This window comes from Rhodococcus sp. As11, assembly GCF_048957735.1.
Classification (GTDB): domain Bacteria; phylum Actinomycetota; class Actinomycetes; order Mycobacteriales; family Mycobacteriaceae; genus Rhodococcus; species Rhodococcus gordoniae.
Window position 1 is genome coordinate 23,545 of sequence record NZ_JARDJE010000018.1, and the last position, 25,730, is coordinate 49,274.

A 25,730-nucleotide genomic window follows, 5' to 3' on the forward strand; every position below is an offset into this window, starting at 1 on the left:
GTCGAACTGGGTCAGATGCGCCCCAGGCTACAGAGCGGCCCGTGCGGCCGGTAGGAGCGTCCCGCCTCCCACGGTCGCACGGGCCGACCCGCTTCGCGATCGGCAGCCACACGAGCCGACCCGCTTCGCGATCGGCAGCCACACGAGCCGACCCGCTTCGCGATCGGTTACGGCTGCAGCTTCACCTCGTCGCCGTCGAGCGTGATGAAGCCGTTCTGGAAGTTCTGCTGAACACCCTTGCCGTTCTCGGCCGGGAACTCGTCGCTGATCGGCAGACCCAGGCGCCCCTCGGCGCCCTTCTCCGCGAGCCAGGCCTCGAGGATCTTGCCCCGGACCGGCCAGGCACCGGTGAGCGGGCTCCAATAGACGTGTCCGTGCTGGAACTCGTTGGCACGACCGTCGCGCCCTGCGGGGCGCTCGCTGGTCGTCGGGTAACCCAGGACACCCGTCTCGTAGCCGAGTTCGGCGTACTTGCCGAGGATCATGCCCTGCACCGCGTGGGCGCCGGTGCCCTCACTCCAGTACATGGCGCCGATCTCGAAGCCCTGGACCGCGCCCCGCCCGTCGGGCGTCGCCGCCTCGTCGAGGATCGGATAACCGAGGGGGCCGCCCTCCCAGCCCTGGTTCTTCCATTCCTCGAAGATCTTGCCGCGGACCGCGTGGGCACCGTGCTCGGGCGTCCAGTAGATCGCGCCACTCCGGAAGTGGTTGAAGCGTCCGCGCCCGTCGGGAGCGACGCGTTCCTCGGTGGTCGGGAAACCGAGCTGCCCGGCCGGACCGCCCATCCCCTGGTAGGCGCCGCCGATCGCACCCGCGACCGGCACGGTCGTGCCCTCGGACGAGAAGACGCGCCCGAAGCGGAAGTCCTGCACCGTGCCGCCTGCGACGCCGTATTCGGAAGTGAGGCAGTCGCCGAGCCAGGCGTTCGCCTTCGCGACGTCGCCGAATGCGCCGGTGGGGTTGCACTCGGGCTTGTCGACCCCGACGCCGAGGGTGTTGGCGAGCTGCGGCCACAGCTGGTGCAGTTCGAACTCCCAGTACTTCCACGTGTGGGTGCCGGACGGCCGGTACACGATCTGGGCGGGGATGCCCTGCTTCTCGAGCTTCGTCGCGAACGCCTGCGAGGTGAGGCGGGAGAGGATCTCGAGGCCCATGCCGGCGTAGTTGGTGCTGACACCGGGGATGCCCGACGGATCGTCGTACGGGCCGGTGGTGCCGCTGCCACTCGAGACGTACAGGCTCACGCCTTTGAGCTTGTCGGCGAGCAGGTAGGGATCGTGCGACTCCCAGCCCTCGGAGCCGGGCGCACCCCACATCGCCTCCGAGTCGAAACCGCCGGCGTCCTGCATCGCGTAGTGGATGGCTTCGGGCATGCCGAGGGTGGTCGTGGTGAGGATGCCGGACAGCGACGCCGCGAACTGCGCGAAGCCCGGGTTGCGGGCGGGCAGGAACATCGCGGCGGTGCCACCCATCGACAGGCCGACGACGCCCCGCTTGTCGGTGGTGCGCCAGTCGCGTTCGAGGAGCGGGGGAAGTTCCTTCGTCAGGAAGGTCTCCCACTTGTAGTTCTGACCGTTGTTCTGGTCGACCCAGTCGGAGTAGAAGCTGGACTGGCCGCCCACCGGGAGGACGACGTTGACGTTCTTGTCGGCGAAGAAGGCCTCCGCGTCGGTCTCGAGCGTCCATCCGTTCTCGTCGTCGCGCGCCCGCATGCCGTCGAGCATGTACACCGAGGGAAACTTCGCGTCGGGTTTGCTGTTCCAGTCGCGCGCGAGCAGCAGCTGCACCTGGATCGGCGTGCCCATCGACGGCGAGTCGATCCACAGGGCGACGCGACGGTCGGTGAGCCAGTCGACGGTGCGGACGGTCGCGCCGGCGGTACTCGTCGGGCCGGACTGGGCGATGAGGGGGTCGGCGGTGGCCACCGACACGGTGGTCAGTCCCGCGGCGACCGGTGCGACGAGGGCCGCCGCGATCAGGGCGAGCGCACGGGATCTGCCGCTCCGCGCACCCGCACTGCGAGCCGCTCTCCTGGCCGGCCCTGTCCGTCGCTCACCGTGCTCGAGCTCAGTTCGCATCTGCATCGCTCACTTTCTGCGTTGCCGGATTCCTGCCGTGGTGCGGCTTCGGATGAACCGCGACGGCGGCAGTGGCAGGGCGTCCCGGCTGGGTGTGCCGACTCGGGGTACCGGAGTCCCGACTGTTGTTTCTACACCGGCGGCACCCCGAATCGAGGGTGCCGCGCTGTGACAGGTGAGAAAATTGTTGCAGAAAGTTACGACGCCGCCCACCCACCGGATCGGTGGGTGGGCGGCGTCCTTACCAGCAGTGCGGACCGGAGATCAGAACGCGTTCAGCGCCTCGAGGATCTGCGGGCGCGCCTTCCACAACTGATCCTCCCAGTACTTCCACGCGTGCGTGCCGCGCGCCGGGAAGTCGAAGGTGGCCGGGATACCGAGCGTGGCCAGCTTGAGCTGGAAGGCGCGGGTCTGGGCGAGGGACAGTGCCTCGAGAGCCATACCGTTGGCCGTGTTGTAGTAGCCGACGAAGCCCTGCGGGTTGTCGTGCTCGCCGGGCAGACCGCTGGCGGCCGAGATGTACAGCGACAGACCCTCGAGCTTCGGAGCGAAGACGAACGGGTCGTTGCGCAGCCATGCCGGGCTCCACGGCGGGCCCCACATGGAGTCGACGTTGAACCGGCCGGCGTCGAGCATCGCCACGCGGATGGCCTCACGCATGCCGGGAGCCGACAGGTTGAGGTAGCCGGACAGCGACGACGCGAACTTGAACTGGTCGCGGTGGTAGGCGGCCAGCGTCAGAGCGGCGGAACCGCCCATCGACAGGCCGAGGATGCCGTTGTTGTTGCGCGACACGCCACGGGTGGCGAGATAGTCGGGCAGCTGCTGGGTCAGGAAGGTCTCCCACTTGTAGGTGACATCCTGGCCGTTCAGGTTGGACGGCGCGTACCAGTCGGTGTAGAAGCTCGACTGTCCGCCGACCGGCATGATCAGGCTGACGTTGTCGTTGGAGAACTGCTGCAGGGCGTTCGTCTCCAACGTCCAGGCGTTCACGTCGTCCCGAGCGCGCAGGCCGTCGAGCATGTAGAGAGCCGCGTCGCCACCGCGCGCAGCCCACTGGATCTGAACCTTGATCGGACCCATGTCGGAGTCGACGAAGACCTCTTCGAAGCCCCCTGCAGGCGCGCGGTGGGACACCGGCGCTCCCTGCGCCGGCGCGGCGACCGCGGCGGTGGTTCCGACGAGGCCGGCAGCCACGGGGAGGACCAGAGCTGCGGCGGCGGTACCGAGCAGTCGCCGGCGAAGGCCCTGCCTCAACCTCGGGACAAAACGCATGAACAATGCTCTCTTTCTCGTCTGCGGCGTCCGCGTTCGCGTCCCCCGGATTCCGGCGAAGACGGCCGCGGAAGGCCGCCCCAAGTCACACTGCGGTCAAAACTGTAAAGGACCGCGTGATCTCTGACAAACCTCGGTTTCAACAGCTCTTGGGCACCTCTTGACTCGTAGGTCAAGGCGACGCTGCCGGAAAGTAACTCATCCGTGATGCGCCGTGATCCTATCGAGACAACAGGTGAGGGTCCAAGTCGATCTCGGTTCCGTCCGTCACCTCCGCGGCGGCGGCATCGGCAGGTCACAGCGCTGGAGCTCGTACTCCGGCACCCGTTCGATCCGGTACGAGGCGTACTCGACGGCGTTGCGCAGGTTCCGTTTGAACAGCTGCCACGTCAGTTCGGCGCTCGACGAGTCGATCATCTCCCGGGTCTCGGGACACGTCAGCGCGGTTTTCGCCATCGCCACCCAGTCCTCGTCGAGATAGCCGGGCAACCACGGATGGACGTCGACCATGCCCGAATCGGCGACCACCCAGTCGGGGAACAGGATCTTGTCGTGCCCGATCCGCCCGTCCTCGAGACGCTCGGTGTGCGCGGCGAGCGGGTAGGCCAGACCCATCTGGTCGACGACCCGCACGTCCAGCCCCGTGTTCATGCTGGTCATGCCCAGGTTCAGGAAGAAGACCGTGTGCCCGGCCCCGCCCGGCGGGATGGGCTCGGGCGGCGGCACCACGTCCCACGCATCGTAGGACGGGGTGGGCAGCAGCAGACCGCCGTTCGGGGTGTTCGAGATGGCCTCGACCATGGCCCGCATACGCGGGTAATCGAGATAGTCCTCGGCCCGGATGGGGTGCCGATGCCCGGTGTTGAGGGCGTAGAAGGCGCGCTCGTCGACGATGCCGGACCGGCCCACGACGGCACCCTCGGTCATGCCGGTGGTGTTGGCCGCCGCGGCCGTCCACACGACGGTGCCGAGCCACAGCACGGCCAGCACGCCCGCGACCTGCGTCGGCCGGTTGTTGCCGATCTCCGCCCGGTCCGGGATCCGCAGAGGGACGACCGCCACGGGCAGGAGCAGGCAGAACAGCGGCGGCAGGAGGACGCGGCCGTGCATGAAGTCGCCGCCCACGCGAAGCGAGTACAGCGCGAGCACCACACCGGACCCGAGGAAGAGCACGACGACGGCGGTCGGGGTGCGCAGCAGATTCTGGACCCGGAAGATCGTGGCCCGCACGTCGCGCGGATCGGGCCGTGCGGCACCGGCGGTGAGGCCGGCGGCGTCACGGCCGGTGGCGTCGCGGCTGGTGAGGAGGACGAGCGCGGCGAGAAGCACGAGGAACAGCAGTGGCAGCCACAGCAGATACGGCGAGACGAGGTTGCCGAGATATTCGGCGCCCTGCGACCACTTCGCGCCGCCGGCGTCCTTGGCTACCGCGGTGTTCGGATAGGGCAGCCCGTAGTAGCCCATGCGCCAGATCTGGTAACCGACCGGAATCGCCCCGGCCACCGCGACCATCGCGATCCGGATGCGCAGGTCGAGTCCGGGTGCGAGGAACAACACCGCGAGGACGAGCACGGCGACGAGCGCGAGTTCGGGCCGCACGAGCGGGCCGAGCCCGGCGACGAAGGCGGTGGCGAGGATCTGCGCGGTGCCCGGCAGCCTTCCATTGCCCCCCGGTGCGGGGGTCGCCCACCTGGCCATGAGCAGCCACAGCAGAGCCAGCCAGCAGATCACCAGGCAGGATTCGAGGCCCGAGGTCGCGAAGTCGCGGGCCGGGGGCACCGCGATGTAGACGAGGACACCGGCGGGCAGGAGCAGAACGGTTCCCGAGGCCGCCCGCAGCCGCCACCGGTACAGGCGCGCCGCGCCGACCATCGCGAGGACGATCGCACTCGTCGACAGCACGAGAGCGATCGCGAGCACCACGTATTCGAGGCGGATCCCGGTGAGCCATCCACCCGCGTAGACGATGTACGTCCACGCCGTGGAGGTGTTGGCCTCCACGCGCTCCCCCGCGTTGAACACCGGTCCGTTGCCGGCGAGGAGGTTGCGCACGGTCCGCAGAACGATGAGCCCGTCGTCGGCGATCCAGCGCCGCTCCCATGCTCCCCAGAACATCAGGAGCGCGGAGACGATCACGCCCGCGGCGAACACACCGCCGGCGAAGCGGTCATGCCGAACGGGCCGGACCGTACGGGACGGTCCGGCCTCGCTGTCGTGGACGTCGCGCACGACGTCAGAAGAGGTAGACAGCACCGCCGACCACCAGGATCCACACCACCGCGAGCAACTGCAGCACCCGGTCCTGCAGCGCGATCTCCTCGGGTTCGCCGGCTTCACCCCCGTCGACGTCGACCGCGTACCGCAGGATGGCGACGACGAACGGGATCATCGAGATGGCGTACCAGTTGGACCCGGCGACATTGTCCTGCTCGAATGCCCACAGGCCGTAGCAGAGCACCACGGCGGTCGCGGCCACGGTCCACACGAACCGCAGGTAGGTCTCGGTGTAGTACTCGAGCGACTTGCGGATCTTCGCACCGGTCCGGGTTGCGAGGCGCAACTCGGCGTAGCGCTTGCCCGCCGCCATGAACAGTGAGCCGAACGCCATGATCAGCAGGAACCACTGCGACAGCGGGATCTCGGCGGCCACACCACCGGCGATGGCCCGGATCAGGAAGCCCGACGAGACGATGCAGATGTCCAGTACGGCCTGGTGCTTGAGTCCGAAGCAGTACGCCAGCTGGATGCCGATGTAGACCGCCATGACGGCGGCGAGCTGCCAGTTCGCGAGGAACGACAGTGCGATCGAGCCGACGAGCAGCACCACCGCCAGGATGTAGGCCAGTCGCACCGGAAGCACACCGGCCGCGATGGGCCGGAACCGCTTGGTGGGATGCGCGCGGTCTGCCTCGACGTCCATCGCGTCGTTGACGAGGTAGATGCCGGAGGCGGCCATGCAGAAGACGACGAAGGCGAGAGCGACGGGCAACAGCACGTCGACCTGGGTGACCGAACCGGCCGCCATCGGCGCCGCGAGCACCAGGACGTTCTTCACCCACTGCCGGGGGCGGACCGCCTTGACGATCCCGGCACCCAGACTCTTGGGCGCCTCCTTGACGGGTGCCGGTTCCTCGCTCATCGATCTCCCCACTTCGTCTCGGCCCGCGCCACGACGGCCGCGGATGCCGCACCCAGCGCGGCCCCCGCCAGTACATCCGTCGGATAGTGCACGCCCAGCACCAGGCGGGACAGCATCATGGGCGGCACGAGCACCGCGGGAAAGGGTAGCCCGGTGGCGCGGGCGAGCAGCACCGCCGCCGCAGTCGTGGACGTCACATGCGACGAGGGGAAGCTCAGCCGACTCGGCGTCGACACGTTGACCTGCACCGTCGGGTCCACCGGTCGCGGACGGCGCACGACCCGCTTGATCACGACGGATGCCGCGTGGGCACCGAACGCGCCGACCGCCACGCTCGCCCACTTCCGGCGACGGGGACGGTCGACGAGGGCACCGGCGGCGCCGATCGCGATCCAGCCGAGGGCGTGCTCACCGAAGTGCGACATGCCGCGGGCGATCGTCGTCGCTGCGGGTACGGCACCGGCGGTGGCCTGGACGGTCTGCAGCACCCGCACCTCGGTGTCGGTGCTCTTCCAGTGACGTGCAGCCGCAGTGCCGGGGTCAGTTGCCGATTCCGAAGACACGCTCCCACTCCTCCTTGCTGGTCAGGGCGGGAACCGCGTCCCGGTACCGCTTCTTCATCTCGGGGAACCGGCGCGCGAGTTCGCGTCGCAGCCTGAGCGCCTCGGTGAGCAGGGCCTGGGCCTGAGCACGGTCGCGCTTACGGTAGACGACACCCCGACCGTCCGCCGTGGTGACCGTCACGCCGTCGACCTGCGAGAGCAGGAACCACCGCGCGTCGATGGTGGGCACGTTCAGCTGCGGCCGCTCGTGGTGCTCGCGGTTCTCGGGGCGCACGTTGTGCAGCACACCCTTCGCGAGACGCCTGATCTTCGCGACCGCACCCTCGGGCAGTCCGACGGCCCCGACCTCGGCGCCGGATGCCATCGGCAGTTCGGTCGACGACGGCAGCACCACGGCGTCGGGGAAGTTCTTCCGGAGCGCGTGCACCTCGCCGAGGGCACGCGGCAGCAGGTCGAACAGGTTCTCCGGACCGGCGAGGAAGTCCTCGATGGCCTTGTTCTGGATCGCGACCGTCGAGTACTCGAGACACACGAGGTGCTTGATCGTGGCCTTGATCGTGTCGAGCACCATCGGCTTGGCGTCGCCGTGCTGGTGCAGCGCGGCCACGACGAGCCGGTTGCGCAGATGGAAGTACGCCTGCCAGTCGATGGCGTCGTCCTTGTCGCTCCACGCCATGTGCCAGATCGCGGCGCCGGGCATCGTCACCGTGGGGTAGCCGGCCTCCCGTGCCCGCAGGCCGTACTCGGCGTCGTCCCATTTGATGAACAGCGGCAGGGGCTGGCCGATCTCCTCCGCGACGACACGCGGGATCATGCACATCCACCAGCCGTTGAAGTCGACGTCGATGCGTCGGTGCAGGAGCTTCGAGTTCTCCCGGTCGCGCAGCGGCTTGGTGGAGAAGTCGTGGTCGTACTCGACGTTCGGCGCGGCACCCCACATGAAGTTCGAGCGGTGGATGACCTCGCCCATGGTGTGCAGGTGGCTGCGTTCTTGCAGGTTGAGCATCTGCCCGCCGACGAGCATGGGCTTCTTCGCGAATCGCGACAGGGCGAGCGCGCGCAGGATCGAGTCGGGTTCGATCTCGATGTCGTCGTCCATGAACAGGATGTACGGGCTGGAAGTGGTCTTCAGCGCCTCGTACATGATGCGGCTGTAGCCGCCGGAGCCACCGAGGTTGCCCTGGTCGTGGATGACGAGACGGTCGCCGAAGGGTTCGGCGGCCTCCGCGAAGTCGGCCTCGTCGCGCACCTTGCGGGTGCCCTGGTCGGGGATGATGACGGCGTCGACGACGTCCATCACCAGCGGGTCGGACGCGAGCGCACGCAGCGCCTTCACGCAGTCGGCAGGGCGGTTGAAGGTCGGGATGCCCACTGCGACCGAGGCGCGTCCGGGCGCCTCGACAGGTGCGTACCAGCCGGCGGCGTGCAGCGTGACGTCGCTGTCGGTGGTGACGTCGAACCACAGCCAGCCGCCGTCCTCGAACGGCCCCAGGTCGGCGTCGATCTCGACGACCGTGTCGGACCCGCGGAACTCGCGGCCGGTGACGTGGATGCGGCTCGAGTCGGCCTTGCTGCGGTACAGGTCGACGCGGCCGTGGCCGGTGAGTTCGAGTCGCAGCACCACCGAGCCGAGCGTGCTCCAGCGACGCCAGTAGCTCGCCGGGAAGGCGTTGAAGTAGGTGCACAGCGACACCTCGGACTCGGCGCCGATCGCCAGCGTCGTCCGGCTCGTCGCGTGGGCGCGACGCGCGTTGGTGGGCGACTCCTCGAGGTAGAGCGTGCGCACGTCGAGGGGCTCGCCCGGGCGCGGCAGGATGATGCGCTGCAGCAGCGACCGGCCGAGCAGTTCGTCCTCGGTGGCGGGGGCACTCGCCGCCTCGTGCTTCGCGACGGCCGCGTGCTCGGCGGCGCTCACGAGGCGTCCCCGGCGATGGGCGCTCCCGAGTCGAAATGCGGGGCGAGGACGTTGTCGAACATCGACAGCGCGCTCGCGATCGCCATGTGCATGTCGAGGTACTGGTAGGTGCCGAGCCGGCCACCGAAGAGCACCTTGTTGTCCGCGGCTTCCTTCTTCGCGAGGGAGCGATAGGCGTTGAGTTTCTCGCGGTCCTCGGGGGTGTTGATCGGGTAGTACGGCTCGTCGTCGTTCTCGGCGAAACGCGAGTACTCACGCATGATGACCGTCTTGTCGGTCGGGTAGGTGTCGCGCTCGGGGTGGAAGTGCCGGAACTCGTGGATGCGGGTGTAGGGCACGTCGGCGTCGTTGTAGTTCATGACCGGGGTGCCCTGGAAGTCGCCGGTGGGCAGCACCTCGGTCTCGAAGTCGAGGGTGCGCCATCCGAGCCGGCCCTCGGAGTAGTCGAAGTAGCGGTCGAGCGGGCCGGTGTAGACGACGGGGGCTTCCGGGCTCGCGGCACGGACCTCGTCGCGCACCTCGAACCAGTCGGTGTCGAGCCGGACCTCGATCCGCTCGTTCTCCGCCATGTTCTCGAGCCACGCCGTGTACCCGTCGACCGGCAGGCCCTCGTAGGTGTCGTTGAAGTAGCGGTTGTCGAAGGTGTAGCGGACGGGCAGCCGGGTGATGTTGCCGGCGGGCAGTTCCTTCGGGTCGGTCTGCCACTGCTTCGCCGTGTAGTCGCGGACGAACGCCTCGTACAGCGGGCGGCCGATCAGGGAGATCGCCTTCTCCTCGAGGTTCTTCGCGTCGGCGGTGTCGATCTCGGCGGCCTGCTCCTTGATGAGGGCGCGTGCTTCCTCGGGGCTGAAGTACCGGCCGAAGAACTGCGCCACGAGCCCGAGGCCCATCGGGAACTGGTAGGCCTGGCCCTTGTGCATCGCGAAGACGCGGTGCTGGTAGTTCGTGAACTCGGTGAACCGGTTCACGTAGTCCCACACCCGCTTGTTGGAGGTGTGGAAAAGGTGGGCACCGTACTTGTGGATCTCGATACCGGTTTCCGGCTCGGGCTCGGAGTACGCGTTGCCACCGAGATGGTGGCGACGCTCGATCACGAGCACTCGCTTGCCGAGCTGCGTGGCCGCGCGCTCGGCGATCGTCAGTCCGAAGAATCCGGAGCCGACGACGATCAGGTCGTACTCACCGGTGGAGGGCTGGGGCGCTGATGCAGCAGTCACGGGAGACCAGGGTATGCGACTCCCGCGTGGGGGTGCCCTCTCGGTCCATCGCGGCCGAGAGGGCGATCACACCTACACGTACAGCCGGAGTGCGTCACGGACGAATTCGGCACCCTCCCGGCCGCCGTAGTTCGCTGCGAAACGCTCGTCCTCGACGTACATGTCGGCGAGACCGAGCACGTACTCCCGTGAACTCCCCTCGGGCGTGCCGTATCCCGGGGTACCCGGGATCGACGACAGCCAGGCGACGTGCCGCCGGGCGAGGTCCTGTGCCTCGGGGCCCGCCGGGTCGAGTCCGGCCCCGGCCGCCGCGATCCAGTCGTGGTTCAGCTGCTCGACCTGTTTCGTCCAGTCGCCTCGCGCCTCGCCGTCCATGCCCCGCCACCAGCGGTCGCCGGCGTCGTAGGCGTCCTTGCCCCACCTTTCGACCACTTCGTCCCGGTACTGCGTGTGGTCGAACCCGTCGAACACTTCGTCTGCCACGAGTTCCTCCCCTCTCTCCGTCTTCGCCAGGGTGGTGCGAACCGCCTCGATTCGGCGGTCCAGCTGCCGGCGCTCGTGTTCGAGCAGGTCGAGATGCGTGCGCAGCGCGGTGGTCGTGTCGTCGTGCCCGGCGAGCACGTCGCGCACGACGGGCAGTCCCAGCCCGAGATCGCGCAGCAGCAGGATGCGCTGGAGTCGCACGAGGGCGTCCTCGTCGTAGAACCGCATGCCGTTGCGACCGGTCCGGCACGGCGGCAACACCCCGACCTCGCCGTAGTGACGCAGGGTGCGGCTGGTGACGCCCGCAGCTCGGGCCAGTTCCTGGATGGACCATTCGCGTGGCACGTGCTCACCTCTTCCTTCCGGCTGCGACCAGCGTGCATCGTGACGTTGCGTCAATGTCAACCCTCGTGCACCGCAACGGTGAGACGACCGGCCGGCCGCCCTTCTCGGGCGACCGGCCGGTCGTCGGTAGGTGCCGTGACGGGTTACTCGGCGCTACCCGTGGCGGGGAACCAGTCCTTCAGGAAGCTCGCATCGATCACCTGGGCGCCGAGATCCGGGGTCCACACGATCGCGCCCCCGGTGAAGACCCGGAACTTGCCGATCTCGTCGGGCAGCATCAGTTCGGGGCCGATGGGCGAGCCGAGCACGCTGTCGACGCCGCCGAGGTCCAGATAGGCCTGCTCGATGGGCGAGGTGCCGCTGCCGCTGCCGAAGGGATCGGTGCCGACCTCCGGGCCGGGTTCGGGCGCCGGAGTGATCTCCGGAGCGTCCTCGTCGATACCTTCCTTCACAGTGAACCAGTCGGAACGCAGTCCCAGCTTGGTCCGCGCCTCGGCGCCGGTCGTCTCGATGGTGCGGTCGGAGCCGATCACCCGAACCCGGGTCACGCGGCCGCCCTCGGCGCCGAGATTGTTCCGGGAGAGCACCTCGAAGGCCTGCAGGTCGCCGACGCCGAACTTGCTGCCGATCTCGGCCGCGGTGAAGGTCTTGGCCCATTCACGGTTCGGGGCGACCTTGTCGCCCTCGTCCTCGACGGGCGGGAAGGCGCCGCCGGCGGAGTAGCCACCGGTGGAGGCGGAGAACTCGCTGCGCACGACCTCACCGTCCTTCATCAGGACGGTTCCGCGTGTGGTGCGCACACCGTCGTCGGTGCGCGGATCCTCGACACCCGAGCCGCCGTAGACCTGGCAGTCGGTGGTGTCGCAGGTCTGCCACTTCTCGTGACGCTTCTCGGCGAGTGCGTAGGACCGCGCGGCAATGGCCTGCGCCCGCAGGGCCTCGGCGCCGCCGGTGTCCGCCCAGCCGGGCAGGGCCTCGGCGGGAACCACGCTGCGCAGATAATCCTCGACCGAGAGGCGGTTGACGGTGCGCGGGGCGGTGCCGTCGAGCACCACACCGAGCGCGCCGCGGTAGGTCTTGTCGTCCGAGCACATCGTGAGGTGCTCGGACGCGGGCCGGTCCTCGGCGAGGTCGATCGGGTCGACCCACGGCAGGTCGGTGGCGGCCTGCCACAGCACTTCGCCGCTGCACCCCGCGGTGACGACGACGTTCGCGCCGCCGTCCGGGGTGGGCGTCAGGTGGGCGGCCTCACCGGGCGCGAGCTGCTTTCCGGCGACGATCATTCCGGTGTCGGAATAGACGTCGAGGGTGTGGTCGTCGCGGCCGACGAGGCGCACCGCGATCATCGGATCGTCGACCGTGCCGAGCTCGGTGCCGCCGTAGTAGTGGGCGATGATCCGTTCGGCGGTCCATCCGTCCTGGGCGTAGCCGTAGGCACCCCACTGCCCCATTCCGCGGCCGTGGCCGTGGCCGAAGCCGGTGAACGTGAAGGGTGTGTCGGCCGAAACCGCCTGGACGACATCCGGTGTCGCCTGATCGTTCTGTACGAGAGCGCCCACACCGGCGCCGACGAGCAGTGCGGGGGCCACCCCGAGCGCAGCAGCACGAGCGATGGAGGGACGCCATCCGTTGCGCAGCGGCCTGCCGAGGATGATGCGCCGCCTCCGGATCTTGCCTCTGCGCCCGATGGACTGTCGTGACATGACGTTGCTCCCTCGTTGTCGCTTTCGGCGCGAACTCGTGATCCGCGATATCGGACAATTTCGACCGATCCTCAAGCTCAGGTTGAGGCTTAAGGTTTGCTGCGTCTAGTGTGACAAGAGTGACGGAGCTAGGCAACAAATGTCACAGAAGCAACACAAGAATCACGAGTTACAGAACTTTCGTGGCCGATCCGGACTACGAAAGCGACACGTAAGGGACGATCCGAAGTCGGAACCCGTCCGCTCGAGCACCAACGACAGGGAGTAGCAAACAGTGCCGCATCGCCGCCCCAAGCCGTCGATCGTCCTGGGTGCCGTCGCCGCCCTGGCCGTCGCGACGCCCTTCGCCGTCTCCGGGCTGACCAGCACCGCTCCCGAGATCCGGCCTGCCAACGACACCGTCGAGGCGGTGGCACCCGATATCGCGGAAGTCGTGCTCGCCTCGGTGCCCGACCTGATCATCCCGCTCGAGGAACTGACCGGTCTCAACCTGCCCGATCTCAGCCTGAAGCAGATCGTCGACGGGCTTCCCCAGATCACCACCGCGCCCGACCCGAACGGCGGGATCGTCCAGCGCGTCGGCGCGACCGTCAAGGAACTCACCCGCGACACCCCCTTCAGTCTCGTCGCCCTCGCGGCCGAGGACGTCGCCGCCACCGACGCGCTCATCCGCGCCCGGCACGACGACGGCAGCTGGGGTCCGTGGACCGCGACCGAACCGATCGAGACACGCGCCGACGACACCGCCGAGGCGGGGCGGACGGGCACCGAGCCGATCTACGTCGGCGCCACGCGTGCGGTGCAGGTGCTGCTGACGCCGCGTCCCGGCCCCGAACCGAACCTCGCCGGAGCGGAGGCCCCGCCGGCACCTCCGGCACCCGGAGCTCCCCCAGCAGAGGCTCCCGCACCCGGAGCCCCGGCTCCGGAAGCACCGGCCGAGGCCCCGGCCCCCGTCGACGAGGCACCCGCGCCGGTCGCCGCGCCCGCCGCGGACGCGCCCGACCTCGGATATGTGCCCGCGTCCTCGTCCCGGCCGCTGCGCGAGAACCCGCTGCAGGCGGCCGCCGAAGCGGTCAGCGCAGTGCTCATCTCGCCCGGCAGCAGCGAGTCGGACGCGCACCTCGAGGACATCGCGAGCCCGCTCGGCAGCTCCGGCCTGAAGGTCATCACCCGCCAGCAGTGGGGCGCCGACGAGTCGATGCGGTGCCAGAATCCGACCTTCGACGACTCGCTCGGCGGCGCGACCGTGCACCACACCGCGGGGAGCAACAACTACTCGAAGGCCGAATCCGCCGAGATCGTGCGCGCGATCTACGCGTACCACGCACGGACGCTCGGCTGGTGCGACGTCGGGTACAACACGCTCGTCGACAAGTACGGCCAGATCTTCGAGGGTCGCGCCGGTGGTCTCGAGCGCAACGTCCAGGGCGCCCATGCGGGTGGATTCAACGAGAACACCCACGGCATCGCGATCATGGGCGACTTCTCCACCCAGGCACCGCCGCAGGCCGCGATCGATGCGGTCGGCAAGTTCCTCGGCTGGCGTCTGGCACGCGCGGGACTCGACCCCAAGGGCCGCACCACCATGTACTCCGAGGGCACCTCGTTCACCCCGTACCCCAGTGGCACAGCGGTGGATCTGCCGATCATCTTCGCGCACCGCGACGTGGGCAACACCAGCTGCCCGGGCGACGGCGCCTACGCGCAGCTGGGCCAGATCCGCGACATCGCCGCAGCTGCGGCGAAGGGCGGCGGTGGCAGCCCGCAGCCGTCGAAGCCGGAGCCCTCGAACCCGAAACCGTCGAACCCGTCACCGTCGAACCCGTCGCCGAACGTGCCGGACATCAACGTCGGAGCGCTGGCCTCGGGATCGGCCGACACGGCCGAGGGTGCGGTCGACGACCTGATCCGCCTCAGCGGTCACCCGCTGGTCCAGAAGTGGCTCGCCGAAGGCGGCGAACTCGGCCGGCTCGGACAGGCAGTGACCTCGATCCTTCCCGCGATCAAGAACGGTTTCGAACGGGTCGATTTCGTCAACGGTGCCATCTACACATCACCGAACGGCGGAACATGGACGGTACTCGGCGAGATCTACAAGGCGTGGGAGAAGAACGGACTCGACGCTGGTGAGCTGGGGTTGCCCACCAGCGACGAGTACCGGGTGCCGGACGGTCGGCGTTCGGACTTCGAGTTCGGCTCGCTGATCTTCAACGAGGTCACGGGTGTCGTCACCAAGGTGCTGCGCGCCTACGACGACGCCTACGACCAGGCGCTGCAGAATCAGCCGGCCGACGTCGCAGGACCCGCACCCGAGGGTGCCCCTGCGCCCGAACCGGCACCTGCGCCGGAACCGGCACCCGAGCCGGCGCCCGCGGGCTGATCCGCAGCGCACCGGCAGGAACGAGTCACCGCCACCACCGTTCGAGAACGCGGGCCACCCCGTCCTCGACGTTGGTGGCGGTGACTTCGTCTGCGACCGACTTCGCGTCCGGATGCGCGTTCTCCATCGCCACACCGTGACGCGCCATCGACAGCATCGGGATGTCGTTGGGCATGTCCCCGAAGGCCACGAGAGTCTCGTGGGGAACACCCAGCAACCGCGCCATCTCCTGCAGACCGGACGCCTTCGTGACCCCCGCGGCGGAGATCTCGATCAGTCCGTGGGTGGTCGAATACGTGACGTCGACCAGCCCGTGCAGCTTCGGCACGAGAGCCTCCGCCATCTCCCGGCTGGTCGCGCCGGGGAGCCGGACGAGCAGCTTGATGGCGGGCTCACCGACCACCTCGTGCTCGGCGAGCTCGGTGTTGTCCGGATTCAACCAGGCGTGTTCGTATCCGGGAGCGCTGACGAACTGCGGCGTCGCCGCGTCGTGGGCCCGCTCCCCCACCCGCTCCGCGGCCAGACCACACCCCGGAAGCACCGACGAGGCCACCTCGGCCAGCCACGCCAGTTCGTCCGCCTCGAGCACTGCGGCGCTGAGCACGCGGTCGGTGGCACTGTCGTAGAGCACGGCACCGTTCGCGCACACCGCCATCGGCGCGTATCCCAGCTCCTCGACCACCGGCGCGATCCAGCGCGGCGGGCGACCGGTGGCCAGAACGAAGGGGGTGCCGGAGTCGACCACCGCATGCACCGCGGCGCGGGTCCGATCGGACACCTTCTCGGTGTCGTCGATCAGAGTGCCGTCGACGTCGGTGGCCACCAATCCGGGACGCGTCCCGTCGGTGGGGACAGGACGCGACGCGCCCGTGCCGTGGTCCCGATGCGGTTCTCGACTCGACTGTGCGTTCACTCCGTCATTGTGCCGAAGTACCGGGCCCGTCGCCGCCCGCATCGTTGCTCTCGCTGCCGGCAGTACCTTCACGTGTGGCACGCTCGCGCGCCTTCCGCGCTCGACGCTCGGCGGCCGCCGCCTCGTCCAGAGCCGTCGCCTCCTCGAGGGTCGGCGCGGAGCCACCCAGACGGCGGGGTACCCAGTAGGCGCCGGGCTCGTGGACGTAGCCGTCCTGCACCCTGTGGAGCATCTCCTCCATGGTCGCGTGGAGTTGCGCGGTCATCTCCGCGGCCGGCTCGTACGGCTGGACGGGAGCGCCCACCTCGATGGTGATCGGGGTGTTCGTCCGTCCGAGCCGCTTCGGGTGCCCCTTCGTCCACACCCGCTGGGATCCCCAGATGACCATGGGGATCACCGGGACACCGGCTTCGTTCGCCATCCGTGCCGCGCCGGACCGGAACGCCTTGAGCTCGAAGCTGCGGCTGATCGTCTCTTCCGGGAACACCCCGACGAGCTGCCCGTCGCGCAGCGCCTGCACGGCGAGACGGTAGGACTCGCCGGCGTCGCCGCGGTCGACCGGGATGTGCTTCATCGCGCGCATCAGGGGACCGGAGATCTTGTGGTCGAAGACTTCCTTCTTGGCCATGAAGCGGATGTACCGCTTGGTGGCTCGCGCGGGGATCCCGGCGTAGGTGAAGTCCATGTAACCGGTGTGGTTGATCGCGATGACCGCACCACCTGTCGCGGGGATGTTGTGTTCCCCGGTGATGTCGAATTTCAGCCCTTGCGCTGCGAAGAGCGTGCGAGCGACACCGATGATGGTCCGATAGAAGGGTTCCACGCCGGTCAGCCTAGCGGGGTGCCCGGGCCACGCCCACCGGATGCGTCGCCAGGTGCCGACGAATGTGCCGGTTCCGGCTCCCCTACCCTGGACGGTACGTAGGTCAGCACGTCAGGAGGCAGAAGGTGCAGATCACCAGCGTCGGACACGCCGGTTTCCACATCCGGACCGAGGCGGGGTCCATCCTGTGCGATCCGTGGGTGACCCCCGCGTATTTCGCGTCGTGGGTGCCGTTCCCCGACAACACGCGTCTCGACTGGGACGCCCTCGGCGACGTCGACTACCTGTACGTCTCGCACCTGCACAAGGATCATTTCGATCCCGACACGCTGAGCAGGCACGTCAACAAGGATGCGACCGTCCTGCTGCCCGATTACCCGGTACCGGACCTGCGTCGCGAACTCGAGAAGCTCGGCTTCACGAAGTTCTTCGAGACCACCGATTCGGTGAAGCACACGGTCTCGGGCCCCAAGGGTGATCTGGACATCATGATCATCGCCTTGCGCGCGCCCGCGGACGGGCCGATCGGCGATTCCGGCCTCGTCGTATCCGACGGTGAGACCACCGTGTTCAACATGAACGACGCGCGGCCGATCGACATGGACGTGATGCTCGACGCGTTCGGAAGGATCGACATCCATCTGCTGCAGTACTCGGGGGCCATCTGGTACCCGATGGTCTACGACATCCCGAAGAAGACGAAGGCCAATTTCGGCAAGCAGAAGCGCCAGCGCGGGATGGATCGTTGCCGCAGCTACATCGACCAGGTCGATGCCACCTGGATCGTGCCGTCGGCCGGCCCCCCGGTCTTCCTCGACGACGACCTGCGCGACCTCAACGACGACCACGGCGACGAGGGCAACATCTTCCCCGACCAGCAGGTCTTCCTCGAGCAGTTGCGGATCCACGGTCGCGACGGCGGACTGCTCATGATCCCCGGCTCGGTGGTGGATCTGAAGGGCAGCGAGCACATGACGCTCACGCACCCGATCCCCGACGATCAGGTCGAGGCGATCTTCACCGACAAGGCCGCCTACATCGAGGACATGGCGCAGCGTTTCGCGCCGGTCATCGCCGCGCAGAAGGCGGCCTGGGCACCTGCCGAGGGCGAGCCGTTGCTGCCCGCGCTCCGGGCGAAGTTCGAGCCGATCATGGCGCAGTCCGATCTCATCTGCGACGGCATCGGCTATCCGGTGGGTCTCGTGATGGGCGACGAGACCGTGGTGCTCGACTTCCCCAAGCGGGTCGTGCGCGAGCCGATCGAGGGAGAAGGCAAGTACCGCTACGGTTTCCGCATCGCACCCGAATTGGTGCGCACGGTTCTCCGCGACGACGAACCCGACTGGGTCAACACGATCTTCCTGTCCACCCGATTCACCGCGTGGCGCATCGGCGGATACAACGAGTTCCTCTACACCTTCTTCAAGTGCCTCACCGACGAGCGCATCGCGTACGCCGACGGCTGGTTCGCCGAAGCACACGACGACTCTGCGTCGATCGAGTTGGGCGGCTACGAGATCCAGCGTCGCTGCCCTCACCTGAAGGCAGATCTGTCGAAGTTCGGTGTCGTCGAGGGCACGACGCTGACCTGCAACCTGCACGGCTGGCAGTGGGATCTCGAGTCGGGCCGGTGCAAGACGTCGAAGGGACACGAGCTGCGCAGCAGCAAGCTGTGATCCGCACCCGACAGAACTACCTCACGATCGATCCCGGGCGGGTCGCGCCGGGGGCAACAGCCTCGGCGCGACCACACCCAGCCCGATCAGCGGAAGTACCGTCACCGCGACCAGCACCGACATCGGCAACCACAGCGAGCCGAGCGCGTAACCGGCGAAGACCGCGACCGACAGCACCTCGCTCGTGAGACCGACGACGGACGAGACGGTCGCCCGTGCGCGACCGGACATCGTGTCCTGCAGGCGTGCCTCGGCGACGATCGCCGTGTTGTGCAGCGCGCCGTAACCCACACCGATCGCCGTGAATCCAGCGATCCCTCCGGTGAGCGCCCCGCCCGCGATGAGTGCCGACCCGACCGTCACGACGACACCCATCGTGCGGCCGCTCATCGATGCCGTCCGCCCGGCGGTCGCAGCGCCGACCACCTGCCCGACCGCCGCCAGCGCGACCAGCACGGGCACGAATCCGGTCTCCGCCCCCGATTCGCGTGCGAGCAGCGCGAAGTACTCGTCGAAGGCGAGGCAGGCGAGCAGTGCCGCCGCGAGGACCACCGATCGTCGCACCGCCCGGCCGGTGCGGATCTCGGACGTTCCCGCGCGCAGCGACGACATGTAGCGGGCGAGGACGGTGTCGCCGCTGCCGGCGATCTCGTCGGCCTCCTCCACCTTCGGGGCGGCGGGAAGGGTTCCCACGAGCGCGATGTCGACGACGGTGATCGCGACCGACACCCAGCCGACGAGTGCGTATCCGCCGAGTTCGAACAGCGGTGCCGCCGTGAGGATCGCGACGAAGACGCACGTCATCTCGCCCGCGGCGGCGTAACCCATGATCGCCGCATAGCGGTGTTCGCCGCCGCGCGCGGCGAGTTCGTCGTAGACGAGGGCCTCGAAGGTGCCGGATTTCATCGACTCGCTGACACCCCACAGGACGAAGCCGAGCGCGAATCCCCAGTAGCCGGGCCAGACGAGCCACATCGTGAACGCGGCGGTGAGCAGGGCACCGCTGCCGAACAGCAGACCGCGACGGGAGACGGTGTCGGCCCAGGCGCCCGAGGGCACCTCGGAGACGAAGGCGACGACCGACCACAGGACGAACAGCGACGAGATGGAGCGGGTGTCGAGTCCGTGATCCTCGAACAGCAGCGCGTACAGCCCGTAGAGCGGCACGAACTCACGGACGGACGCGTACGCGACCACCCGCACGGACAGCGAGGTCACCGGGCCGGATCAACATCGACGGCGCATGGAACGAGAATGGCACGCCCGGCTCCCCATGTCACGCCCTCCGCGGTGGGATACGGTCGGTCATCGTGAGCACGGACGAGCACCAGCAGCGGCAGCGTACCTACACGTGGGAGGACCCGGCGCCGACGTCGGCGGCCAACCGCGACATGCACGGTCTCGACTTCCTGCGCGGGCTGATCGACGGGACGATCCCGCACCATCCCACCTCCCGCACGCTCGGCTTCACCGTCACCGACGCCGGCCAGGGCTTCGCCGAGGTCGCCCTCGAGCCGGAGGAGTTCCACGCCAACGCGGTGGGCAGCATCCACGGCGGCGTACTCGCCACCCTCTTCGACACCGCGATGGGTTTCTGCGTCGCGAGCACCCTCGAGGCCGGGGTCGGCTACACGACCCTCGACCTGCAGGTGCGCTACGTCCGTCCGGTACAGACCGGCAAGGGTGTCGTCCGCGTGCAGGGCTTCTGCGAGCACACCGGTCGTCGCACCGCGACCGCGCGCGGCGAGGCCCGCGACTCCGAGGGACGCCTGCTCGCGACGGGTTCGACCACCTGCCTGATCCTGCGCTGACAGTTCTCAGGCGCCGGGTTCGAGCACCTCACGCCCGACGAAGGGCACGAGCGCCTCGGGCACCTTCACCGAACCGTCGGCCTGCTGGTGGTTCTCGAGCAGCGCGACGAGCCATCGGGTGGTCGCGAGCGTGCCGTTGAGGGTCGCGGCAGTCTGCGGCTTGCCGTTCTCGTCGCGGTAGCGGACGTTCAGGCGACGCCCCTGGAAGGTCGTGCAGTTCGACGTCGACGTGAGCTCGCGGTACCGCTCCTGCGTGGGCACCCAGGCCTCGCAGTCGAACTTGCGGGAGGCCGACGACCCGAGATCACCGGCGGCGACGTCGATGACGCGGTACGGCACGTCGATGGCGGCGAGCATCTCCCGTTCCCAGCTCAGCAGACGCTCGTGCTCCGCGGCGGCCTCCTCGGGCCGGCAGTAGACGAACATCTCGACCTTGTCGAACTGGTGCACGCGGATGATGCCGCGGGTGTCCTTGCCGTAGCTGCCCGCTTCGCGACGGAAGCACGACGACCAGCCCGCGTACCGCTTCGGCCCTGTCGACAGGTCGAGGATCTCGCCCGAGTGGTAACCCGCGAGCGGCACCTCGGAGGTGCCCACGAGGTAGAGGTCGTCCTCCTCGAGCCGGTACACCTCGTCGGCGTGCTGACCGAGGAAGCCGGTGCCCTGCATGACTTCGGGACGCACGAGCACGGGCGGGATCATCATCGTGAACCCGTTCGCGGTGGCCTTCTGTGCGGCGAGCTGCAGCAGACCCAGCTGCAGCAGCGCACCGTAACCGGTGAGGAAGTAGAACCGGGCACCGGAGACCTTGGCGCCGCGCTCCATGTCGATCAGCCCCAGCGACTCACCGAGCGCGAGGTGGTCCTTCGGTTCGAAGTCGAAGGTGGGCAGCTCACCGACCGTCTCGAGCGTGACGAAATCGTCCTCACCGCCGGCGGGCACACCGTCCTGCACGACGTTGGAGATCGCCAGGTGCGCGCGGTCGAAGGCTTCCTGCGCGGCGTGCTGTTCGGCCTCGAGTTCCTTGACCTTCGCGGCCAGCTCCTTGGCGCCGTCGAGCAGCGCGGGGCGTTCCTCGGGGGACGCCTTGCCGACCTTCTTGCCCAGTGCCTTCTGCTCGGCGCGTGCGTTGTCGCCGGCGAGGACCGCGGCACGACGGGAGGCGTCGGCCTCGAGCAGCACGTCGACGAGGCCCGGGTCCTCCCCCCGCATGCGCTGCGACTCGCGGACGGCATCGGGATTCTCGCGGAGGAACTTGAGGTCGATCACGGGATCGAAGCCTACCGCTGCCAGAATTCCAGGTAGTCGTCGCGCCCGAACATCTTCGCTGTGTCCTCCGCGGTGGGATGTCCGTGACGCGGGTTCGCACCGGCCGCGGCGAGCACCCGCACGACCGCCTCCGCGCCCTTGAAGACCGCACCCGCGAGAGGCGACTGGCCGCGGTCGTTGAGCCGATCGACATCGGCTCCTCGGTCGACCAGGGCCTGTACGGCCTCGGCGTGTCCGTGATAGGACGCCAGCATGAGCAGCGTGTCGCCGGTCTCGTTGGTGAGGTTCACGGGAACCCCGGCATCGACGTATGCGGTGAGTGTCCCGACGTCTCCCTGGCGGGCGGCGTCGAAGGTCTGCCTGGCGATCTCGAGAATCTGCGGATCGATCGGGTCGTCGGCCATGAGCCGAAACTACCCGCGTCCACCCGAACGGGCATGATGGAAGTGATGGCCGAAGACAACAAGCCCAAGCCCGACCGTCGCCCGCCCTCGGCGCGGTTGACCCGACGCGCCCTGGTGCTCGTCGCGGCCGGTGCCGTCCTGGCGGCGATCGCGACGTTCGTCGTCGCGGGGTTCCAGGGCACCGGCAGCGGGGACGAGAACGGCGGCGCCGGCATCAGCACCACCGGCGCGGTCGCGGGGGAAGCGTTCGGTACCGCCACCTCCGGCGACTGCCTGAACTGGAGTGCTCTCGACGCGAGCGACCTCGCGAAGGTCGACTGCACCGAAACACACCTGTTCGAGGTGGCCGCCGACATCGACCTGAGCCTGTATCCCGGCACCGAGTGGGGGCCGGGATCGCGGTTCCCGTCGGTCACACGCTTCACCGAGTTGCGCGACGAGCAGTGCGCACCGGCCGCGCTGGACTATCTCGACGGCCGGTTCGACCCGCACGGCAAGTTCAGCATCGGCCTGATCAATCCCGGTGAGGCGGGCTGGGCGGCCGGCGAACGCACCCTGCGGTGCGGTCTGCAGTTCTCGTCGACCACAGGCAACCTCCTGCCGATCAAGGGCCGGGTCGCCGACCAGGACCAGTCCCGCGCATGGGACGTCGGTGTCTGCATCGGCATCAACAACGGCGTGCCCGCCGATCCGGTGGAGTGCTCCAAGCCGCACGCTTTCGAGGTCGTCGCGGTGGTCGACCTGGGCGGGCAGTTCCCCGGTGGCCTGCCGAGCATCGAAGACCAGGACGGCTATCTCGAGGAGACGTGCACGCGCCTGGTCGGCGAATACCTCGGCGACCCGGAGGCACTGCGCAACAAGACGCTGACACTGTTCTGGGACAACCTCGACTACGACAGCTGGCTCGCCGGCAGCCGCAAGGTGAACTGCTCGATCGGCAAGCAGGTCGAAGGTGGTGGCTTCTCGTCGATCACCGGCAGTGCCAAGGGCGACATCCTCATCGACGGCCAGCCGCCCGTGCCGCCACCGCCCGTTCCCGAAGGCCGGTCGCTGCCGACGCCGTTGCCGGGCGCCGTTCCCCTTCCGGGGTCCTGACGTGCCGGTGCACATGGAGGACGAGCACTTCGAGGAGCTCGTCTCGGAAGCGCTCGACGAGATCCCACGCGAACTCGCGCGGGCGATCGACAACGTCGTAGTGCTCGTCGAGCCGCGTCACGAGGACGAACCGGATCTGCTGGGTCTGTACCAGGGAGTCGCGCTCACCGAGCGCGACAGCCACTATGCGGGATCGCTACCGGACACGATCACGATCTACCGCGACGCGATCCTCGACATCTGCGACAGTGACGACGACGTGGTGCACGAGGTGCTCGTCACCGTCGTCCACGAGATCGCGCACTATTTCGGAATCGGCGAAGAGCGCCTCCACCAGCTGGGCTGGGGCTGAGGCGCTCTCCGCAATCGGTACCGGGTGCTACTTGTTGCGCGCGGCGGTCGCCTTGTCGAGGCGCGGACCCTTGGCCTTGCGCTGACCGAAGTGCGGGCTCAGCGTCGAGACGACGAACATGATGACGGTTCCGACAGCGACGACGGCCACGGTGAGCCACACGACGATGACGCCGAAGAGTTCCAACATGCCCGGTTACCTCCACAGTCGATGTCACTTCGAGGCAGACGACACACGTCCGCCCCGGGGGTCACCCTACCGTCCGCGTTCCGCCGGGTGACGACCGACTCCGACCGCACTCCGGTGAAAGCTCGGACAGTGGTGAAGTGCCCGAGCTTCGGCGTCACCGGGAGGCGGACGCGAGGGCAGGGAGGACGTGGTGCTCGAGCAGTGGCGCGAGATCGCCGGGCAGCGGAAGGGCCGCCGGATCGAGCCAGCGCGTCTCCGCGATCTCCGCAGATGCACCGGCGACCTCCACGAGCGGATGCTCGTACACGGTTCCTTCGAGCCGGTAGCCGGGTTCGTTGGCAGCGTCCGCGGCGAAGACACCGACGAGACGCAGCGACGCGAGGTCGAGCACCGCGCCGATCTCCTCCGCGCATTCGCGAACGGCGGTCTCGGCAGGGGTCTCCCCCGGATCGGGCTTGCCGCCGGGCAGCATGAATCGCGACGTGTTCCGCTTCCGCACGGTGAGCACCTCACCGGCGGCGTTGCGGAGAACGACGGCACTGACGACGATCACCCGGTCCTGAGTCACCGGATCATCGTAGGCGCCCCGGAACAGGCTGTAGCCGCCGTCGACGAGAGCCGAACTCCCGAAGGACTCTCAGGTGGCCGGGTGGTGACCCACGATCCGCAACGCGATCACGATGTACCGCTGCGCGATCTGCGCGGGGGTGAGGGGTCCGTCGAGCTGGTACCAGCGGACGATGGACTGGAACATCCCGAGGAGTGCTCGCACGGCCTCGTCGACGTCGTCGACATCGAACACCCGTTGTTCCGCACCCTCGCGCACCAGGTCGAGCATCATCAACTCGAGACGCTTGCGGGTCGCGGCGTAGGTTCGGCGGTTCTCCGAGGAGATATGGCGCACTTCGGAATCCAGCCCCGAACGCTGTGCGCGGTGGGTCATGTTCAGCACGATCGCCTCGACGGCGTTGACGAAACGGGCGACCGGGTCGTCGCCGCCGTCCGCGACCGCCGCCGACACACGGTCGATGAGGTCGAGGACGGCGGCGTCGAGCAGCGTGACGAGAACGGCTTCCTTGTTCTCGTAGTGGTAGTACAACGCAGGCACCGTCACGCCGACCCGACGGGCCAGGTCGCGCACGGTGGTGCCATGGAAACCGTTCTCGCTGAACGCTTCCAGCGCGTGTTCGAGGATGGGGTCGAGCTCCAGAGGCTGGAACTCGCGCCAATCCGCGGACCGTACGTCCGCGCGGGGCGTGCCGGATTCCTCGGCCTCGAATGCCCGGGTCATCGACCCCCTCCTCTCACGGGTGGTGCAGGATCAGCGCGGCGCCATGCGGATTGCGCCGTCGAGACGGATGACCTCACCGTTGAGCATCGGGTTCGACACGATGTGCGCGGCCAGGGAACCGTACTCGGACGGGTCGCCCAGACGCGCGGGGTGCGGCACCTGCTGCCCGAGGGAGGCCTGGGCCTCTTCCGGCAGCGAACCGAGCAGCGGGGTCTTGAACAGGCCCGGCGCGATGGTGACGACGCGGATGAGCAGCGACGCGAGGTCGCGGGCGATCGGCAGGGTCATGCCGACGACGCCACCCTTGGACGCCGAGTAGGCGGCCTGGCCGATCTGGCCGTCGAAGGCCGCGACGGAAGCGGTGTTGATGATGACGCCGCGCTCGCCGTCGATCGGCTCGGTCTTCGCGATGCGCTCGGCAGCGAGACGGATGACGTTGAACGTGCCGAACAGGTTGACGTCGACGACCTTCTTGAACGCGTCGAGCGGGAAGGCACCCTTCTTGCTCACGGTCTTGACGGCGTTGCCGATACCGGCGCAGTTCACCGCGACCCGCAGCGGGCCGAGCGATTCGGCGACGTCGAGTGCCTCGGTGACGGCGGCCTCGTCGGTGACGTCGGCGGCGACGAAGCGGACTCGGTCGCCGAGCTCCTTGGCGATGGTCTCACCGTTCGAGGACGGCAGGTCGATGATGACGACCTGGGCCCCGTCGTTCAGCAGTGCCTTGACGGTGGCGAGACCGAGGCCGGAGGCACCGCCGGTGACGACGGCGACGCTGTCGTTGATGATCATTGATTACCCTTTCGAGA

General features: G+C 68.5%; 23 protein-coding genes. 5 read left to right on the forward strand and 18 right to left on the reverse strand.

Going from position 1 to position 25,730, the window contains the following annotated elements:
* Window positions 1–167: 167 nt before the first annotated feature.
* From PV766_RS19420 to PV766_RS19460, 9 genes are all read right to left on the reverse strand, one after another.
* On the reverse strand, window positions 168–2,084 hold the full coding sequence (locus tag PV766_RS19420) for an alpha/beta hydrolase-fold protein (protein WP_016931444.1): 1,917 nt from the start codon (window positions 2,082–2,084) through the stop codon (window positions 168–170).
* Between the two features lie 258 nt (window positions 2,085–2,342).
* A complete protein-coding gene (locus tag PV766_RS19425; protein ID WP_026002714.1) occupies window positions 2,343–3,353 on the reverse strand; it encodes an alpha/beta hydrolase in 1,011 nt (336 codons plus the stop codon).
* A 267-nt stretch (window positions 3,354–3,620) separates the two neighbouring features.
* Complete coding sequence (gene zomB, locus PV766_RS19430; protein ID WP_303660422.1) at window positions 3,621–5,582, reverse strand: flagellar motor control protein ZomB; 1,962 nt, start codon at window positions 5,580–5,582, stop codon at window positions 3,621–3,623.
* A gap of 4 nt (window positions 5,583–5,586) precedes the next feature.
* Entirely contained in the window at window positions 5,587–6,492 is a 906-nt protein-coding gene (locus tag PV766_RS19435) for a decaprenyl-phosphate phosphoribosyltransferase (RefSeq protein WP_016931441.1), read from the reverse strand.
* The gene (locus PV766_RS19440) at window positions 6,489–6,986 is read right to left on the reverse strand and encodes a phosphatase PAP2 family protein (protein WP_016931440.1); all 498 of its coding nucleotides are present in this window, start codon (window positions 6,984–6,986) and stop codon (window positions 6,489–6,491) included. Before PV766_RS19440 ends, PV766_RS19435 begins: the two co-directional genes overlap by 4 nt.
* A 46-nt stretch (window positions 6,987–7,032) precedes the next feature.
* Window positions 7,033–8,970, reverse strand: a complete 1,938-nt coding sequence (locus tag PV766_RS19445) for a glycosyltransferase (RefSeq protein ID WP_421097675.1) — start codon at window positions 8,968–8,970, stop codon at window positions 7,033–7,035.
* The gene (gene glf / locus PV766_RS19450) at window positions 8,967–10,187 is read right to left on the reverse strand and encodes a UDP-galactopyranose mutase (protein WP_016931438.1); all 1,221 of its coding nucleotides are present in this window, start codon (window positions 10,185–10,187) and stop codon (window positions 8,967–8,969) included. Before glf ends, PV766_RS19445 begins: the two co-directional genes overlap by 4 nt.
* A 72-nt stretch (window positions 10,188–10,259) precedes the next feature.
* Complete coding sequence (locus PV766_RS19455) at window positions 10,260–11,015, reverse strand: MerR family transcriptional regulator (protein WP_016931437.1); 756 nt, start codon at window positions 11,013–11,015, stop codon at window positions 10,260–10,262.
* A 143-nt stretch (window positions 11,016–11,158) separates the two neighbouring features.
* Window positions 11,159–12,718, reverse strand: coding sequence for a SpoIID/LytB domain-containing protein (locus PV766_RS19460; protein WP_421097676.1), 1,560 nt, complete (start codon window positions 12,716–12,718; stop codon window positions 11,159–11,161).
* A gap of 274 nt (window positions 12,719–12,992) precedes the next feature.
* Here PV766_RS19460 and PV766_RS19465 point away from each other — a divergent pair, with 274 nt between their 5' ends.
* The gene (locus tag PV766_RS19465; RefSeq protein WP_129974886.1) at window positions 12,993–15,098 is read left to right on the forward strand and encodes an N-acetylmuramoyl-L-alanine amidase; all 2,106 of its coding nucleotides are present in this window, start codon (window positions 12,993–12,995) and stop codon (window positions 15,096–15,098) included.
* A 25-nt stretch (window positions 15,099–15,123) separates the two neighbouring features.
* Here PV766_RS19465 and PV766_RS19470 read toward each other — a convergent pair whose 3' ends face one another.
* Together PV766_RS19470 and PV766_RS19475 are read right to left on the reverse strand one after the other, a co-directional pair.
* The gene (locus PV766_RS19470) at window positions 15,124–16,011 is read right to left on the reverse strand and encodes an HAD family hydrolase (protein ID WP_242496585.1); all 888 of its coding nucleotides are present in this window, start codon (window positions 16,009–16,011) and stop codon (window positions 15,124–15,126) included.
* Between the two features lie 4 nt (window positions 16,012–16,015).
* Window positions 16,016–16,834, reverse strand: a complete 819-nt coding sequence (locus PV766_RS19475; protein WP_016933309.1) for a lysophospholipid acyltransferase family protein — start codon at window positions 16,832–16,834, stop codon at window positions 16,016–16,018.
* Window positions 16,835–16,959: 125 nt separating this feature from the next.
* Here PV766_RS19475 and PV766_RS19480 point away from each other — a divergent pair, with 125 nt between their 5' ends.
* Window positions 16,960–18,510, forward strand: a complete 1,551-nt coding sequence (locus PV766_RS19480) for an MBL fold metallo-hydrolase (RefSeq protein ID WP_129974888.1) — start codon at window positions 16,960–16,962, stop codon at window positions 18,508–18,510.
* A gap of 21 nt (window positions 18,511–18,531) precedes the next feature.
* Here the strand turns inward: PV766_RS19480 and PV766_RS19485 are convergent, their stop codons facing one another.
* Complete coding sequence (locus PV766_RS19485) at window positions 18,532–19,728, reverse strand: MFS transporter (RefSeq protein ID WP_421097677.1); 1,197 nt, start codon at window positions 19,726–19,728, stop codon at window positions 18,532–18,534.
* Window positions 19,729–19,820: 92 nt separating this feature from the next.
* On the opposite strand from PV766_RS19485, the gene PV766_RS19490 reads away from it, so the two are divergent.
* A complete protein-coding gene (locus PV766_RS19490) occupies window positions 19,821–20,321 on the forward strand; it encodes a PaaI family thioesterase (RefSeq protein ID WP_016933306.1) in 501 nt (166 codons plus the stop codon).
* 6 nt (window positions 20,322–20,327) lie between these two features.
* Here PV766_RS19490 and serS read toward each other — a convergent pair whose 3' ends face one another.
* Together serS and PV766_RS19500 are read right to left on the reverse strand one after the other, a co-directional pair.
* Entirely contained in the window at window positions 20,328–21,590 is a 1,263-nt protein-coding gene (serS, locus tag PV766_RS19495; RefSeq protein ID WP_016933305.1) for a serine--tRNA ligase, read from the reverse strand.
* A gap of 11 nt (window positions 21,591–21,601) precedes the next feature.
* Entirely contained in the window at window positions 21,602–21,994 is a 393-nt protein-coding gene (locus PV766_RS19500) for an ankyrin repeat domain-containing protein (protein WP_129974892.1), read from the reverse strand.
* Between the two features lie 36 nt (window positions 21,995–22,030).
* Here PV766_RS19500 and PV766_RS19505 point away from each other — a divergent pair, with 36 nt between their 5' ends.
* Window positions 22,031–23,089, forward strand: a complete 1,059-nt coding sequence (locus PV766_RS19505; RefSeq protein WP_129975888.1) for a septum formation family protein — start codon at window positions 22,031–22,033, stop codon at window positions 23,087–23,089.
* A gap of 13 nt (window positions 23,090–23,102) precedes the next feature.
* Window positions 23,103–23,441 carry a metallopeptidase family protein gene (locus tag PV766_RS19510; RefSeq protein ID WP_016933302.1) on the forward strand — a complete coding sequence of 113 codons (339 nt, stop codon included), beginning with the start codon at window positions 23,103–23,105 and terminating at the stop codon, window positions 23,439–23,441.
* 27 nt (window positions 23,442–23,468) lie between these two features.
* Here the strand turns inward: PV766_RS19510 and PV766_RS19515 are convergent, their stop codons facing one another.
* The 4 genes from PV766_RS19515 to PV766_RS19530 form a co-directional block, all read right to left on the reverse strand.
* Complete coding sequence (locus PV766_RS19515; RefSeq protein WP_016933301.1) at window positions 23,469–23,630, reverse strand: hypothetical protein; 162 nt, start codon at window positions 23,628–23,630, stop codon at window positions 23,469–23,471.
* A gap of 154 nt (window positions 23,631–23,784) precedes the next feature.
* Window positions 23,785–24,198: an NUDIX hydrolase gene (locus PV766_RS19520; protein ID WP_037222743.1), complete on the reverse strand. Its 414-nt coding sequence runs from the start codon at window positions 24,196–24,198 to the stop codon at window positions 23,785–23,787.
* A 69-nt stretch (window positions 24,199–24,267) separates the two neighbouring features.
* The gene (locus PV766_RS19525) at window positions 24,268–24,921 is read right to left on the reverse strand and encodes a TetR/AcrR family transcriptional regulator (protein WP_421097678.1); all 654 of its coding nucleotides are present in this window, start codon (window positions 24,919–24,921) and stop codon (window positions 24,268–24,270) included.
* 30 nt (window positions 24,922–24,951) lie between these two features.
* Window positions 24,952–25,713: a 3-hydroxyacyl-CoA dehydrogenase gene (locus PV766_RS19530; protein ID WP_016932116.1), complete on the reverse strand. Its 762-nt coding sequence runs from the start codon at window positions 25,711–25,713 to the stop codon at window positions 24,952–24,954.
* Between the last annotated feature and the right edge of the window lie 17 nt (window positions 25,714–25,730).

Bases quoted from the DNA above. Each gene is read 5' to 3' on its own strand.
- PV766_RS19525 (WP_421097678.1), bottom strand. From the start codon at position 24,921: ATGACCCGGGCATTCGAGGCCGAGGAATCCGGCACGCCCCGCGCGGAC.
- PV766_RS19435 (WP_016931441.1), bottom strand. From the start codon at position 6,492: ATGAGCGAGGAACCGGCACCCGTCAAGGAGGCGCCCAAGAGTCTGGGT.
- PV766_RS19510 (WP_016933302.1), top strand. From the start codon at position 23,103: ATGGAGGACGAGCACTTCGAGGAGCTCGTCTCGGAAGCGCTCGACGAG.
- PV766_RS19505 (WP_129975888.1), top strand. From the start codon at position 22,031: ATGGAAGTGATGGCCGAAGACAACAAGCCCAAGCCCGACCGTCGCCCG.
- PV766_RS19500 (WP_129974892.1), bottom strand. From the start codon at position 21,994: ATGGCCGACGACCCGATCGATCCGCAGATTCTCGAGATCGCCAGGCAG.
- PV766_RS19420 (WP_016931444.1), bottom strand. From the start codon at position 2,084: ATGCAGATGCGAACTGAGCTCGAGCACGGTGAGCGACGGACAGGGCCG.
- PV766_RS19425 (WP_026002714.1), bottom strand. From the start codon at position 3,353: ATGCGTTTTGTCCCGAGGTTGAGGCAGGGCCTTCGCCGGCGACTGCTC.
- PV766_RS19515 (WP_016933301.1), bottom strand. From the start codon at position 23,630: ATGTTGGAACTCTTCGGCGTCATCGTCGTGTGGCTCACCGTGGCCGTC.
- PV766_RS19530 (WP_016932116.1), bottom strand. From the start codon at position 25,713: ATGATCATCAACGACAGCGTCGCCGTCGTCACCGGCGGTGCCTCCGGC.
- PV766_RS19460 (WP_421097676.1), bottom strand. From the start codon at position 12,718: ATGTCACGACAGTCCATCGGGCGCAGAGGCAAGATCCGGAGGCGGCGC.